Origin of the sequence: Citrobacter sp. C6_1, from assembly GCF_014596835.2 — a bacterium.
Classification (GTDB): domain Bacteria; phylum Pseudomonadota; class Gammaproteobacteria; order Enterobacterales; family Enterobacteriaceae; genus Citrobacter; species Citrobacter pasteurii.
Map to the genome: position 1 here is coordinate 1,971,336 of NZ_CP115031.1, position 15,004 is coordinate 1,986,339.

The following is a 15,004-nucleotide window of genomic DNA, read 5'->3' on the forward strand; positions in this document are numbered from 1 at the left end:
ATCGCGTTACACTTGCGCCCTTAAATCACCAGCCGGAGTTGTCATGTCGTTTTCCTGTCCCCTTTGTCATCTGCCTCTTACTCAAGCGAATAACAGTTTTGTGTGCCCCGGACGGCATCAGTTTGACGTGGCGAAAGAGGGATATGTCAACCTGATGCCGGTTCAGCATAAGCGGTCGCGCGATCCGGGTGACAGTGCGGAAATGATGCAGGCTCGCCGGGCATTTCTGGATGCCGGGCACTATCAACCGCTGCGCGATGCGATTGTGAATGCGCTCAGCGAGACGCTGGGAACAAGTGATGCGTCGATTCTGGATATCGGCTGTGGGGAAGGGTACTACACCCACGCTTTCGCGGATGCGATAGCGGGTTGTACAACCTTTGGTCTTGATGTCTCCAAAGTGGCAATTAAAGCCGCGGCTCGACGCTATCCGCAGGTGACCTTTTGCGTTGCTTCCAGCCATCGTCTGCCGTTTGCCGATGCGTCAATGGACGCCATTATCAGGATCTACGCACCTTGCAAAGCAGAAGAGTTGGCCCGCGTGGTGAAACCGGGTGGATGGGTAATCACCGCCACGCCGGGTCCGCGTCATTTAATGGAACTTAAAGGGCTGATTTATGATGAGGTGCGTTTACATGCGCCACACACAGAGCAACTGGACGGTTTTGTTCTGCAACAGAGTATTGCGCTGGGGTATCAGATGCAGCTTAAGGGCAGCGAGGCCGTTGCGTTATTGCAAATGACGCCGTTTGCCTGGCGGGCAAAGCCGGAAGTGTGGGAAACGTTAGCGAGGAAAACGAAGTTTGACTGCCAGACTGACTTTAGTATTCATATCTGGCAGCGCCTGAATTAACCTTGGAAGTGTGCCCAGAGGATCTGGGCGCCGATACCAATCAGGACTATCCCACCCAGAATTTCAGCTCGCTTGCCCAACATCGGGCCAATAAAGCGACCGATCATCATGCCAAGCGTGGACATAATCAACGTGGCGCAGCCAATGGCCAGCGCAGTGGCAATAATGTTGACCTGCAGGAAGGCCAGACCCACCCCGACGGCCATCGCGTCGAGACTGGTCGCAATGGCTGTGGTGACCAGCAGCCAGAAACCGTGGCGGCGCTGCGGCTCTTCATCTTCATCGTCGTTGTCACGAAAGCCTTCGATTATCATTCGGCCGCCTAAAAAGATCAGTAAAATGAAGGCGATCCAGTGGTTCCACTCCAGCACGAATTTGCTGGCAAGCATGCCCATTCCCCAGCCAATCAGTGGCGTAAGGGTCTCGACTGCGCCAAAGATAAGGCCGGTTCGCAGCGCTTCAGAGAATTTAGGTTTATGTAAGGTGGCGCCTTTGCCAATTGATGCCGCGAAAGCATCCATCGACATGCCGAAAGCGAGAAGAACAGTTGCGGTGATATTCATAACAGCGTCCTGACCGGGGTAATCCATAAAACACATCACTGCCCCCAGTAACCATGCACACTGAGCGGACCCACTGTCTATACAGAGCCATTCAAATATGCATTGCAGTTGATGTGTCTATGGTCTCGCCTGACGAAACGTGATGTTCAGTCCGTACGTGCCACGTTTTTCAACGAGTATGTTGACACGTACATTTCCGGAGTCTGGAAATCGGCTACTCCCCAACGACGGGCGCAACCTTAACATATTTTTGGAATATAAAACAAGAAACGCAGAAATATTATTTGACTTCTAAATGAAAACAATTTTCATTTAGATCTATTTATAGATAAAACGTTAAATTAAATAACATATGGGCGGGGTAATATAGCCTTAGCTATGTTTGTTTTTCACTGAGATATAAAAAACATAGTTCAGGCTATATTTGTAACTTATTGGTTTGAAATGAGAAGTTTATATATCTTCTCCAGGTCGTCTATATTTCGTACGCGAATAAGCAATCGTCTCTGCTCTAATTGCATCACCAGCACACCATCTTCTGATAAATTCATCTCTTTAATCCGGTCATATTCAATCCAGACATTAGCGAAGAAAAAACCTTTTTGTTTGAAAATAATTTTGGGCGTACGGATCCAGAACAGATACAACCCCATTAACACCAGTGCACATAATAACCATGTGGTGAATTGTGCTCCGTGGCTGGTGATGTTGTTGTAGATCAGAATAACAATCAAACCGATGAAGATAACGCTGTCGACTCGACTGCGTGGAAGCAGGGCAACAGTAAGCAGAGTGGGGCCATTACGGCGGGGCATGATGGACTGATCGTAAATGGCATACGCCAGCAGCGAAAAGATAAATAGAACCAGCACCAGGTCCGTGATAGTCATGAATCCTCAACCCTCTAAATAGAAAAACCGGGGGCAAGCCCCCGGTGATGTACAACAGTCTTACAGGCCGAGCAGGCCGACAGCGTAGCCCGCGATACCGATGACGAAGAAGCCAACGATGATCCACAGTGGGTTCACTTTCTTACGCAGAAGCCACATACAGGCGAAGGTCAGCAGCAGAGGAACCAGGCCAGGCATCAGCTGATCAAGGATTGTCTGCACAGTGGTCACGCGCGTTTGGCCATCCTGACCCGTGATGGTGGAAACCACCAGCGGGATGTTGACGTGCGTCCACTTGTTAACCAATGCCCCCATGACAAACAGGCCGAGGATTGACGCCCCCTCAGTCAGTTTCTGCAGGAAGCCGCCGCCCATATCTTTAACGATATCGACACCTTTACGGTAGCCGTATGCCACGCCGTAATAACGGGTTGCCAGACGAACCAGGTTAAACAGGATGAAGAACAGCAAAGGCCCAAGCAGGCTGCCGCTCATCGCGATACCTGCACCAAGCGCGGCGAATACCGGACGTACGGTACCCCAGAAAATCGGGTCGCCCACGCCTGCCAGCGGGCCCATCAGACCAACTTTGATACCGTTGATAGCACCATCGTCAATCTCTGCGCCGTTCGCACGCTGTTCTTCCATCGCCAGCGTAACGCCCAGTACGGGAGCCGCGACATAAGGATGAGTGTTAAAGAATTCCAGGTGACGCTTAATAGCTTGCTTACGTGCGTCGTTGTTTTCCGGGTACAAGCGGCGGATTGCCGGCACCATGGAGAAACAGAAACCCAGCGCCTGCATACGTTCGAAGTTCCATGAACCCTGAAACAGGTTAGAACGAATGAACACGCCACGAATGTCACTCGGAGTGAGTTTTTTCTCGGTGGTAGTTTTAGTCATATCAACCATTTCGCTCACCTGCTAGTCCAGTTCGTTATCAAGATCGTTGTTACCCGCCGCCTGCACTGGCGCACCGGCTACGCGGTTATATTTCGGGCTCAGCTGAATGTAGAGGATGGCCATTACGGCACCAATCACACCCAGAGCAACCAGGTTGAAGTTAGTAAATGCTGCAGTGACGAAGCCAAGGTAGAAGAATGGCATCAGGTAGCCTGCGCGCATCATGTTGATGACCATCGCATAACCCACTACGACGATCATGCCACCCGCAATATTCAGGCCGCCGGTAACGACTTCCGGAATCGCGTTCAGCATGCTCTGAACTTCACTGGTACCGACAGAAATCGCCACGATTACCGCCGGGATAGCGATACGCATAGCCTGCAGGAACAGGGAGGAAACGTGCAGCCAGGAGAGCGCCGTCAGGTTGCCGTTTTCGGCCGCCTTATCCGCCGCGTGCTGGAATGCTACGGTGATGGTACGAACGATAATGGTCAGAACCTGGCCTGCTGCTGCCAGCGGTATAGCCAGCGCAATACCTGCACCGATACTTTGGTGACCCGCGATAACCAGAACGGTAGAGATAATGGAAGCCAGTGCAGCATCAGGCGCAACCGCAGCACCGATGTTCATCCAGCCCAGAGCGATCATTTCCAGGGTACCACCGATGATAATACCGGTTTTCATATCCCCGAGAACGGCACCAATCAGCGTACAGGCCACCAATGGACGGTGGAACTGAAATTCATCGAGTACCGACTCCATACCCGCGATACATGCGACGATGAACACCAGCACAATCTGAAGAGTGGTAATCTCCATTGTACTTCTCCTATTGCTATACAGACTTAAGTGTGAAAACTAAGTAAATGCCAGGTGGTTATTTCGCCTTGGCAATCAAATCCATCATTTTCAGTTTCTGATCGGTAGAAACCTTACGGGCTTCGAGCTCAATACCGCGTTCGTTGAGTTTCTTGAAGGCTTCGATGTCTTTTTCATCCACCGAAATCGCGTTGTTTACCTGCGTTTTCCCCTGGCGGAATGCCATGCCGCCAATGTTAACAGAGGTAATTTTTACGCCACCTTCAACGATGCGTTCTACATCGGTCGGGTTGGTGAACAGCAGCATTACACGCTCACCGGCGTATTTCGGGTTGTTATAGACGCGGATCATTTTCGCGACATCAACCACGTGTGCGGTAACGCCTGGCGGTGCGACCTGAGTCAGCAACGTCTTACGCACGGTATCAGCAGCGACTTCATCGCTGACGACAATAATGCGCGTTACGTTGGTTTCTTTGGTCCAGCGGGTCGCCACCTGACCGTGGATTAAACGGTCATCGATACGCGCGAGGCCGATCTGCATATAGTCGTTCGGGCCCATCGGTTTCGCGGGTGCCGCTGCCTTAGGTGCTGCGACGGGGGCAGGTGCGGCTTTTTCAACGGGTTTTGCTTTCAGCGCTTTTACGCCTTCGCTACCCGTTTCAACCGCCAGTGCGACTAATTCATCGAAGCTGGGGTTGTCGTCACGCGCCATGAAGGTTTCTACCAGCATGGGAATGTTTACGCCTGCGATAACTTCGTAATGCTCTTTATCGACGACAATGCGGCTCGCAGCGTTAAACGGGCTGCCTCCCCATGTGTCAACGAGAAACAGCACGCCTTTACTGGTATCCAGTTTTGCCAACTGAGCGTTATACTTTTCAATCAGCGTTTCGGCATTTTCGCCTGGAACGAAATCGATCCAGCCGACGTTTTCCTGCTCGCCTAACAACATCTCTGCTGTTTTAAGTAACTGCTCTGCAGCCCAACCATGTGTGCCTATTACAATAGCAATGGTCACTTGCTACCTCCTTTATTATCGTTAACACATCAACGTGAAGATGCATTTTGAATCGCTCGTCCGCAATCGAATCGATTCAGATAAGGGTTACAAAGAAAAACCTATGATTTTCGTGAATTATTTTAGATATCGAAAAAAATATTTTATGTGATGAAGATCCGTAATTTAACTTCCGATCATAAGAAATTTCGAAGGGTGAAATATCTCCGAAACAACTTATTGCAAAGGAAGGTAAATCTTTGCTAAAAACCAGTTGTCTCTGTTATGTTTAGCATCTGTTTAATTACTCAGGAGTATAGGGCAGTAGCCCACCATATGGATCGTCACCGACGTCATTTCACCTATAGGCCGTATCAAGCCTGTCAGTTTGGCACTTTTTGCCACAAACTTTATCTGCATATTGCTTTAACGCCTGAGATGTTCAGGGCGCAGTTTGATCATTCCTTAAGCAGGAGCTTGTCATGGAACTCTTAATGGACCCGCAGATTTGGGTGGGTTTGCTCACGCTTGTTGTTCTCGAAATTGTTCTGGGTATCGATAACCTGGTCTTCATTGCAATTCTTGCCGATAAGCTGCCACCGAAACAGCGAGATAAAGCGCGTCTCATTGGTTTGTCACTGGCGCTGATTATGCGTCTGGGACTGCTGTCTGTTATTTCGTGGATGGTGACGCTGACAAAACCGCTGTTTACGGTCATGGACTACGCGTTTTCCGGGCGAGATCTGATTATGCTGCTGGGGGGTATCTTCCTCTTGTTCAAGGCTACGACAGAGCTGCATGAGCGGCTGGAAAACCGTGAACATGAGACCGGGCAGTCAAAAGGCTATGCGAGTTTCTGGGTCGTGGTGACGCAGATTGTTATCCTGGATGCGGTGTTCTCACTGGATGCAGTCATTACTGCAGTCGGTATGGTCAACCATCTGCCGGTGATGATGGCGGCGGTGGTTATTGCGATGGCGGTGATGCTACTGGCGTCGAAGCCGCTGACGCGATTTGTGAACCAACATCCGACGGTGGTGGTGCTCTGTCTGAGCTTCCTGCTGATGATCGGTTTGAGCCTGGTTGCCGAAGGGTTTGGCTTCCATATTCCGAAAGGTTATCTGTACGCCGCGATTGGCTTCTCAATTATTATCGAACTGTTTAACCAGATTGCCCGTCGGAACTTTATTCGCCACCAGTCGACTCTGCCGCTGCGTGCGCGTACTGCGGATGCAATTCTGCGTCTGATGGGGGGTAAACGTCAGGCCAGCGTGCAGATGGAATCCGACAATCCGGTGCCAGTCCCGGTCCCGGAAGGCGCGTTTGTGGAAGAAGAACGCTATATGATCAACGGTGTTCTCTCACTGGCATCCCGTTCATTACGCGGCATCATGACACCTCGTGGTGAAATTAGTTGGGTCGACGCCGATCTGAGCGTAGCGGAAATTCGCGAACAGTTGCTTTCTTCTCCACACAGCCTGTTCCCGGTGTGTCGCGGTGAACTGGACGAAATTATCGGTATCGTGCGTGCTAAAGAGCTGCTGGTGGCGCTGGAAGACGGTGTGGATGTGGCGGCCATTGCCTCTGCCTCGCCGGCCATTGTCGTCCCGGAAACGCTGGATCCGATTAATCTGTTAGGCGTGCTGCGTCGTGCCCGCGGTAGCTTTGTCATCGTCACTAACGAATTTGGTGTGGTGCAGGGGCTGGTAACACCTCTGGACGTATTAGAAGCGATCGCCGGTGAATTCCCGGATGCCGACGAAACGCCTGAAATTATTGCTGATGCAGGCGGTTGGTTAGTGAAAGGGGGAACCGATCTGCACGCGCTGCAACAGGCGCTGGACGTGGATACGCTGGTGGATGAGGACGAAGACATCGCCACCGTAGCAGGGCTGGTGATTGCGGCTAACGGTCACATCCCACGTGTAGGTGATGTTATTGAGGTCGCACCGCTGAGCATTACGATTGTCGAAGCCAATGACTATCGTGTGGATTTAGTTCGTATTGTTAAAGAACAACCCGCTCACGACGAAAACGAGTAAACGGGGTTAGCGAAACGGCATAATGGGCATGATATGGTGCCCGTTATGCCTGGCGGGTGGTGGTGTACAGCCCGCCAGCCATTTGGGAAAATCACGAAGCGGCATCGGCTTCGCATACAAAAAACCCTGCAAGATATGTACGCCATGACGGCGTAAATGCTGCGCCTGTGCCTGCGTTTCTACGCCTTCAGCCACCAGTTCGATATTCAGCCTTTTTCCCAGCGCGATAATGATGTCTGTGACGGTTGAATTCACGGCGTCGGTTCCGATCGCCGAAGTAAATGATTTATCAATTTTCAGCACATCCGGGCGCAATTTTTCCAGCCAGGAGAGCGAACTGTTTCCGGTACCAAAATCGTCAATCGCCAGCTTAACGCCGAGGCGATTCAACTCGCGCACGATCCGATAATCCACATCCAGTAAGGCATCGCGTTCGGTCAGTTCAATAACCAGTTGCTGGATGGGATACTGGCTGAACCAGTACTGATTGAGATCTTTTAACAGCGTACCGTGGCGGAAATGGCTGGCTGCAACATTGATACCGATATGAAACTGGCTACTCATCGGAAAAACGTGTCGTTGCTGAATGGTTTCTGCGATGACATGACGGGTAAGAGGGATAATCAGGTTGTGCTCTTCGGCGATAGGAATAAACACTTCAGGCGAAATCCAGCCCTGACGCGGGTTGTTCCAGCGCAACAGAATTTCTACACCCATACATTGCTGGGTCTGCGCGTTCAGCAGTGGCTGACAAAACAACTCGAACTCGTGTGCCGCGAGAGCCAGATTAATCTCCCAGGAAAAACTCATTCTGCTGGCGGTTGCCAGCCAGGCAAGGTATCCCACCAACAGGCTCAGGATCACCGCCAGCGGCAGTTGTGTCGGCAGATGTTTTATCGCCAATTCACTGGCGCCTGGGCCGGTAACGCTGATCGTGAAGGGGAAATGTTGCGATGAAAGCTGATAACGTTTTTCATCGTTCAGTGCAGGCAAGGTCTCGACAACACCTTGTCCGTAGAGCAGGTGGCGGTTACCGACGGTTAAACTGGCGTTGGTGATTTGCGGCGGCTGGGGTTCCAGCAGCATGGTCGACAATAAATCAATGTTGACGATTTCCAGCACCCCATTTTCGCCATCCGCGGAGGCCGGATACCACTGCGTCAGAATGGGACTACCTTTAATCAGTGAATGGTCGGTGGACAACAGCAGTTGCGCCTCCCGGCTCGGTAATTCAGGCTGAATTTGGCTGATAGGCACATTGCGATAGCCAAAGATACTGGAGCAATAAAGAATCCCCCCCTGAATCAGACTGATAGAGCGCACTGTTTGTAGCCTGGCAGCATGCTTGCTCAAAGGTAAACGCGCCACAGAGCAGGGAAGACCAATCAATGGGAGCAGTATATCGCGCCCGACCTGCAGTGGGAGCAGCACATCATCCAGTGCCTCAACGGCATGATTAGCAAAGGTGACGGTGTAACGATGATTTATATTACGCTCCGAAATAAATCGAACCGTTAATGTGAGAATGAGCGTCAGTAGTGCACATATTGTGCAGACGATTAAGCGATTACGGCGATAGTTTTGAATGATCCGTTGTGCTGTTTGCATGCGGGCCGCCTGATAAGCCGTTGGCCCCAGAAGCCAACAGCAACAGAGCAAGTGTAGTGGGGAAAATTACAGTAGACGAGCGAGAAGGGGTAAATTCGCCCATCCGTCGCAGATGGGCGAAAATTAAGTATTAGTCACACTGGACTTTGATTGCCAGGCCACCGCGTGATGTTTCGCGGTATTTGGCGTTCATATCTTTGCCTGTTTCGTACATGGTTTCGATGACTTTATCCAGCGAGACTCGCGGCGCGCTGGTACGGCGCATCGCCATACGTGCGGCGTTAATCGCCTTCACGGAAGCAATGGCGTTACGTTCGATGCACGGAACCTGTACCTGTCCGGCAACCGGGTCGCAGGTTAAGCCGAGGTTATGCTCCATACCGATCTCGGCAGCCACACAAACTTGTTCCGGGCTGGCGCCCAGGAGCTCAGCCAGACCTGCAGCAGCCATGGAACATGCCACACCGACTTCACCCTGACAGCCTACTTCGGCGCCAGAGATAGAGGCGTTCATCTTGTACAACGCGCCAATTGCCCCCGCCGCCAGGAAATAACGGGTGTAGATATCCGGGCTGACAGATTCAATAAAGTGATCGTAGTAAGCCAGAACGGCAGGCACGATCCCGCAGGCACCGTTAGTGGGTGCTGTTACTACGCGACCACCTGCGGCGTTTTCTTCGTTAACCGCCAGCGCGAACATATTCACCCAGTCGATCACGTTCATCGGATCGTTGGAGAGCTTGTCGCTGGAAACCAGCATACGACGCAGGGCGGAAGCACGACGAGGAACGCGCAGCGGCCCCGGCAGCACACCTTCGGTGTTCATGCCGCGATCGATACAAGCCTGCATGGTCTGCCAGACGTGGCCAAAGTACTCTTCAATCTCTTTTTTACTGTGCAGCGCGAGTTCGTTCTGCATCGCCATGCCAGAGAGAGACAGGCCGGTGCTGTTGCAGTATTCCAGCATTTCGGTCGCGGACTTGAACGGATAAGGCACGCTGACCTCGCCCGCAGCATCCTGACCAAAATGTTCTTCATCAACGATGAATCCACCGCCAATGGAATAGTACGTCTTACTGTAAATGACGGTTTCGCCGTTGTACGCATGAATCTGCATCCCGTTTTCATGCAGCGGCAGGTTGCCGTTGTGAAAACGCATCCCGTCATTCTGCGGGAAATCCACTTCGTGCTGCCCCTGAGCAAGCAGCAGGCGCCCACGCGTTTCTACGTCGCGGATAAATCCGGGGATGCTGTCAATATCCACGGTAGCAGGCTCATTGCCCGCCAGACCCATAATAATGGCGATATCGGTGTGGTGACCTTTACCCGTGAGCGACAGTGAACCATACACGTCGACGGCGACACGAGTAACGTTGTCCAGTAATCCTTTTTCGACCAGGTCATCGACGAACTGTTTACCCGCCTTCATAGGCCCTACGGTATGGGAAGATGAGGGACCAATCCCCACCTTAAACATGTCGAATAGACTAATCACGATAATACTCCTACAGGGCGACTGGGGTTTCCAGTAACGATGTTATAACTGCGCATAGTGTAAGAGGGAACGCGGCGATCGGCTTAACTATTCACATGAATTAAACTAATAGATAACCGCGGTTTTACTAATGTTGTGACCTGAGTTTCAAGTTGTCTATGGAGTGCGTAAAGATAAGTATAGTCAGGGCTTGACGCCAATTTGCAGAGCCAGCTCACGAATTATTCCGGCGGTCATTCCCCAGACGAAATATTGCTCATACCAGGAAAGCCATACACGATGTGAATCGCCGCGACGGTAGATATCTAACGGATGATAGCGACCTAAATGCAGGGCCTGCGCCAGCGGCATTTCGAACACCGCAGACACTTCATCCTCACTGGCGCGATACGGTAAATTTGGCGGGATAATACCTACCACTGGCGTGACCTGGAATCCGGTAACGCTGTCGACCGGCGGCAGCACGCCAATCACCTCAACGCAAGAAGGTGGGATCGCCACTTCTTCCTGTGCTTCACGAAGGGCGGCGGCAATCAATGATGCATCGCTGCTGTCCACCGCGCCGCCGGGAAAGGCGACCTGCCCGGCGTGCTTGCGCAGATGAACGGATCGCTGGGTTAACAGCAATCCCGGCTGCGCACGGCGTACGACAGGGATCAGTACGGCGGCCTGGCGCTGGTTTAACGCGGCATGATTGACCTGCGGGCGCAGGAGTTGGAAGCGCGATAAAAAGTCATCAAGCGTCAGGCTACTGTATTCCACGTGTCAGTTCTCCAGTTGGTGCAAAATACGATTCACTTTATCAAACGTTTCCTGATACTCCGCGTCTTCCTGACTGTCTGCCACAATACCACCGCCTGCGGAGCAATAAATTTGTCCGTTTGTGGCTGTCAGCGTGCGAATGGTGATGCTGGTATCCATATTGCCGCAAAAGCTCAGATAACCAATGCTACCGCACCAGGCGTTGCGTCTTTGCGGCTCCAGTTGGTCGATAATTTCCATCGCCCGCACTTTTGGCGCGCCGGTGATGGAGCCGCCAGGGAAGGCGGCGCGCAGCAGGTCGGTGGCATGCAATGACTCTGACAAGCGGGCGGTAATGGTGCTGACCAAATGATGAACAGCAGGGAACGGTTCGACCACAAACAGCTCCGGAACCTGTACCGAACCCGGTGTGGCAACGCGACCAATATCATTACGCATCAAATCGACGATCATCAGATTTTCCGCGCGATCTTTCGCTGAATTTGCCAGCCGTTGGGCCTGCTCACGATCGGCGGTGGTATCTTCAAGCCTGGGCAGCGTACCTTTAATCGGACGCGTCTGGATGTGCTGATTCTCCAGCAGAATAAAACGTTCTGGCGAAAGGCTGAGGATTGCACCTTCCTCAAGACGAATAAACGCGCTAAACGGGGCGCGGTTGGCGTGATTGAGTGTGACAAATGCCTGCCACTCATCGCCCTGGTAATGCGCCTGAAAACGTTGGGCAAGGTTGACCTGGTAACAGTCGCCACTGTGCAGATACCCCTGCACCTGGCGGAATTTTTCGCCATACTGGGCACGGCTCATATTGGACTGCCACGCCGAGGTCAATGAAAATGGCTCGCGTACCGGCGGTAGTTGATTTTCGAGCCACGTCAGACGGGCATGCACATCGCTATGGCTAAGCAGTGACACGCTCTGTAGCTGGTGATCGACAATCAGCGCCCAGTCGTAAATGCCTACCGCCATATCCGGTAGCGCAATATCGGGTTCGGCACGAGAGGGCAGAGATTCAAAGCGTCGGCCAAGATCGTAGCCGAACAGACCTAACGCCCCGCCCTGAAACGGCAGGTCGGGATGATAATCAGGATGAATCTGGCGGGCGTTGAGCACTGAGTGTAATACCGTCATCGGATCATCAAGCGTGCGTACACAGGTGAGTCCGTCCTGCACAACGGTCTCTTCAGCCTGCGTAACCAGCGTGGCGATGGGATCCGCCACCAGGATATCAAAGCGGCTATGCGGATGGTCGGCATGACCTGAATGCAACAGCATCGCCCAGGGCAGATGGCTTAAGGTCGAAAAATAGCGTTCAGCGGCGTCCTGACGCCAGGGTAATGTGATTATTGCGGGAGATAACGTCTTCATCAGTCCTGACTCGTTGCTACTCTACTGGCTAACTGCCCGGTAGCATGAAATAATAAGCGCAGACAATTTAGCAGGAGTTAACAATGTTTGCAGGTTTACCTTCACTCAGTCATGAGCAGCAGCAAAAAGCGGTAGAGCGCATTCAGGAACTGATGTCGCAAGGGATGAGCAGCGGACAAGCTATTGCTCTGGTCGCTGAAGAGTTACGCGCCAGTCATACCGGCGAGCGGATCGTGGCGCGTTTTGAAGATGAAGACGAATAACGCCGCTTAAACTGCAGCGATAATCTTAATCTCAACTTTGTATTTCGGGTTCATCAACCCTGCCTGAACGGTACAACGTACTGGCGCGTGACCCGCAACAACCCACGCGTCCCAGGCTTTGTTCATGGCGGCAAAATCACTTTTGTCTGCCAGGAACAGGGTGGCATCAAGGATACGTAACTTGTCGCTGCCTTGTTTTTCCAGCACCGCATCAATTTGCGCCAGCGTATTTGCCGTTTGCTCAAAAGCGTCTGCATCCAGATTTTCCGGCACGCCGGTGTAATACAGCGTGTTGTTGTGGATAACCACGTCGGACCAACGCGCTTCGGCATCAATGCGCACAATCGTCATAAATCATTCCTCATTTACGTTTTTTCATAATGGCTTTGGGTTGCGCCAAGACTGCCATAATGTTGTGCCCACGTCACCTCTTCAACTGGCGAAAGACCCGCTGGCCTGACATAATCCCTGTTCAAATGAACAGGGGGCAGTGTGACGGACGATTTTGCAGCAGACGGTCAGTTGGCTAAAGCGATACCAGGTTTTAAACCGCGTGAACCACAGCGGCAGATGGCCTTCGCCGTCAGTCATGCTATCGAAAAATCACAGCCGCTGGTTGTCGAAGCCGGAACCGGAACGGGTAAAACCTACGCCTATCTTGCCCCTGCGCTGCGCGCTGGTAAGAAGGTCATTGTCTCCACGGGTTCGAAGGCATTACAGGATCAGCTCTACAGCCGCGATCTCCCGACCGTCGCTAAGGCACTGAAGTTCACCGGTAAACTGGCGCTGTTGAAAGGGCGTTCAAACTATCTGTGCCTTGAACGTCTCGAACAGCAAGCGCTGGCGGGTGGTGACTTGCCGGTACAAACGTTAAGCGACGTCATTCTGCTGCGCTCATGGTCAAATCAAACCCTTGATGGCGACATCAGCACCTGCGTCAGCGTGGCGGAAGACTCTCAGGCCTGGCCGCTGGTGACCAGCACAAACGATAATTGCCTTGGCAGCGACTGTCCGCTGTATAAAGAGTGCTTTGTCGTCAAAGCGCGTAAAAAAGCGATGGATGCCGATGTAGTGGTGGTCAACCATCATCTGTTTCTCGCCGATATGGTGGTGAAAGAGAGTGGATTTGGTGAATTAATCCCCGAGGCAGATGTGATGATCTTCGATGAAGCGCACCAGTTACCGGATATCGCCAGTCAATACTTTGGTCAATCGCTCTCCAGCCGCCAACTGCTGGATCTGGCAAAAGACATCACCATTGCTTATCGCACCGAGCTGAAAGACACCCAGCAACTGCAAAAATGCGCCGACCGCCTGGCGCAAAGCGCGCAGGACTTTCGCTTACAGCTAGGCGAGCCGGGCTATCGCGGAAACCTGCGTGAACTGCTGGCCGACCAGCGCGTGCAGCGCGCGTTTTTGCTGCTCGATGACACACTTGAGTTGTGTTATGACGTGGCGAAGCTGTCTCTTGGGCGTTCGGCGTTGCTGGATGCCGCGTTTGAACGCGCCACACTTTACCGTGCGCGCCTGAAGCATCTGAAAGAGATCAACCAGCCAGGCTTCAGCTACTGGTATGAATGTACCTCCCGTCATTTCACCCTTGCGCTGACGCCGCTCACGGTGGCGGATAAATTCAAAGAAGTGATGGCGCAAAAGCCGGGCTGCTGGATTTTTACCTCCGCGACGCTGTCGGTAAACGATGACCTCCACCATTTCACCGCGCGGCTGGGGATTGACGATGCCGAGTCGATGCTGCTGCCGAGTCCTTTTGATTACACGCGTCAGGCACTGCTGTGCGTACCACGCAATCTGCCGCAAACCAACCAGCCGGGTGCTGCGCGTCAGTTGGCATCGATGCTACGTCCCATTATCGAAGCGAACAACGGTCGCTGCTTTATGCTGTGTACCTCGCACGCGATGATGCGCGATCTGGCGGAACAATTCCGCGCCACCATGACGCTTCCCGTTCTGCTGCAGGGCGAAACCAGTAAAGGGCAACTGCTGCAGCAGTTTGTCAGCGCAGGTAATGCCTTGCTGGTTGCCACCAGTAGTTTCTGGGAAGGGGTAGACGTGCGTGGCGATACGCTGTCGCTGGTGATTATCGATAAGTTGCCGTTTACCTCCCCGGACGATCCGCTGTTAAAAGCGCGGATGGAAGACTGCCGACTGCGCGGCGGCGATCCTTTCGAAGAGGTACAGCTCCCGGATGCGGTCATCACCCTGAAACAGGGGGTAGGGCGACTGATCCGTGATGCTGACGACCGCGGTGTGCTGGTGATTTGTGATAACCGTCTGGTGATGCGCCCTTATGGCGCGACCTTCCTGGCAAGCCTTCCGCCTGCGCCACGCACGCGTGATATTGCGCGTGCTGTTCGCTTTCTTGCTATACCATCGGCTGAGTAATTTGTTACGGAGTGTGGTAAGATGCGCGCCAAATT

The 15,004-nt window shown here is 52.6% G+C and carries 14 protein-coding genes and 1 riboswitch; of the genes, 4 read left to right on the forward strand and 10 right to left on the reverse strand.

Annotated features, from left to right (window positions below):
- The first annotated feature begins 43 nt into the window (after window positions 1-43).
- Window positions 44-853 (forward strand): 23S rRNA (guanine(745)-N(1))-methyltransferase, encoded by an 810-nt coding sequence (gene rlmA / locus IB196_RS09640; RefSeq protein WP_005120197.1) that lies wholly within the window; start codon window positions 44-46, stop codon window positions 851-853.
- Here rlmA and mntP read toward each other — a convergent pair.
- From mntP to manX, 5 genes are all read right to left on the reverse strand, one after another.
- A complete protein-coding gene (gene mntP / locus IB196_RS09645) occupies window positions 850-1,416 on the reverse strand; it encodes a manganese efflux pump MntP (protein ID WP_188231679.1) in 567 nt (188 codons plus the stop codon). The genes rlmA and mntP overlap by 4 nt on opposite strands.
- Window positions 1,417-1,422: 6 nt before the next feature.
- Window positions 1,423-1,651, reverse strand: a riboswitch (yybP-ykoY riboswitch).
- A 196-nt stretch (window positions 1,652-1,847) separates the two neighbouring features.
- Complete coding sequence (locus IB196_RS09650; RefSeq protein ID WP_188231678.1) at window positions 1,848-2,306, reverse strand: DUF986 family protein; 459 nt, start codon at window positions 2,304-2,306, stop codon at window positions 1,848-1,850.
- A 60-nt stretch (window positions 2,307-2,366) separates the two neighbouring features.
- Window positions 2,367-3,218, reverse strand: a complete 852-nt coding sequence (locus IB196_RS09655; RefSeq protein ID WP_003833769.1) for a PTS mannose transporter subunit IID — start codon at window positions 3,216-3,218, stop codon at window positions 2,367-2,369.
- A gap of 12 nt (window positions 3,219-3,230) precedes the next feature.
- Complete coding sequence (locus IB196_RS09660) at window positions 3,231-4,031, reverse strand: PTS mannose/fructose/sorbose transporter subunit IIC (protein ID WP_005122174.1); 801 nt, start codon at window positions 4,029-4,031, stop codon at window positions 3,231-3,233.
- A 58-nt stretch (window positions 4,032-4,089) separates the two neighbouring features.
- Window positions 4,090-5,052 (reverse strand): PTS mannose transporter subunit IIAB, encoded by a 963-nt coding sequence (manX, locus tag IB196_RS09665; protein ID WP_005122176.1) that lies wholly within the window; start codon window positions 5,050-5,052, stop codon window positions 4,090-4,092.
- Window positions 5,053-5,513: 461 nt separating this feature from the next.
- Here manX and yoaE point away from each other — a divergent pair, with 461 nt between their 5' ends.
- The gene (gene yoaE, locus IB196_RS09670; RefSeq protein ID WP_040232342.1) at window positions 5,514-7,073 is read left to right on the forward strand and encodes a CNNM family cation transport protein YoaE; all 1,560 of its coding nucleotides are present in this window, start codon (window positions 5,514-5,516) and stop codon (window positions 7,071-7,073) included.
- 6 nt (window positions 7,074-7,079) lie between these two features.
- Here yoaE and IB196_RS09675 read toward each other — a convergent pair whose 3' ends face one another.
- From IB196_RS09675 to pabB, 4 genes are all read right to left on the reverse strand, one after another.
- Window positions 7,080-8,681 (reverse strand): EAL domain-containing protein, encoded by a 1,602-nt coding sequence (locus IB196_RS09675; protein WP_188231677.1) that lies wholly within the window; start codon window positions 8,679-8,681, stop codon window positions 7,080-7,082.
- Between the two features lie 130 nt (window positions 8,682-8,811).
- On the reverse strand, window positions 8,812-10,176 hold the full coding sequence (gene sdaA, locus IB196_RS09680) for an L-serine ammonia-lyase (protein ID WP_040232340.1): 1,365 nt from the start codon (window positions 10,174-10,176) through the stop codon (window positions 8,812-8,814).
- Window positions 10,177-10,359: 183 nt separating this feature from the next.
- Window positions 10,360-10,938 carry a CoA pyrophosphatase gene (locus IB196_RS09685; RefSeq protein ID WP_005122183.1) on the reverse strand — a complete coding sequence of 193 codons (579 nt, stop codon included), beginning with the start codon at window positions 10,936-10,938 and terminating at the stop codon, window positions 10,360-10,362.
- Window positions 10,939-10,941: 3 nt separating this feature from the next.
- The gene (pabB, locus tag IB196_RS09690) at window positions 10,942-12,303 is read right to left on the reverse strand and encodes an aminodeoxychorismate synthase component 1 (RefSeq protein ID WP_005122184.1); all 1,362 of its coding nucleotides are present in this window, start codon (window positions 12,301-12,303) and stop codon (window positions 10,942-10,944) included.
- Window positions 12,304-12,386: 83 nt separating this feature from the next.
- On the opposite strand from pabB, the gene IB196_RS09695 reads away from it, so the two are divergent.
- Entirely contained in the window at window positions 12,387-12,566 is a 180-nt protein-coding gene (locus tag IB196_RS09695; protein ID WP_003020986.1) for a YoaH family protein, read from the forward strand.
- Between the two features lie 6 nt (window positions 12,567-12,572).
- On the opposite strand, the gene IB196_RS09700 is transcribed toward IB196_RS09695, so the two are convergent.
- Window positions 12,573-12,917: a RidA family protein gene (locus tag IB196_RS09700; RefSeq protein WP_188231676.1), complete on the reverse strand. Its 345-nt coding sequence runs from the start codon at window positions 12,915-12,917 to the stop codon at window positions 12,573-12,575.
- Window positions 12,918-13,058: 141 nt separating this feature from the next.
- On the opposite strand from IB196_RS09700, the gene IB196_RS09705 reads away from it, so the two are divergent.
- On the forward strand, window positions 13,059-14,969 hold the full coding sequence (locus IB196_RS09705) for an ATP-dependent DNA helicase (protein ID WP_155021155.1): 1,911 nt from the start codon (window positions 13,059-13,061) through the stop codon (window positions 14,967-14,969).
- Window positions 14,970-15,004 lie beyond the last annotated feature (35 nt).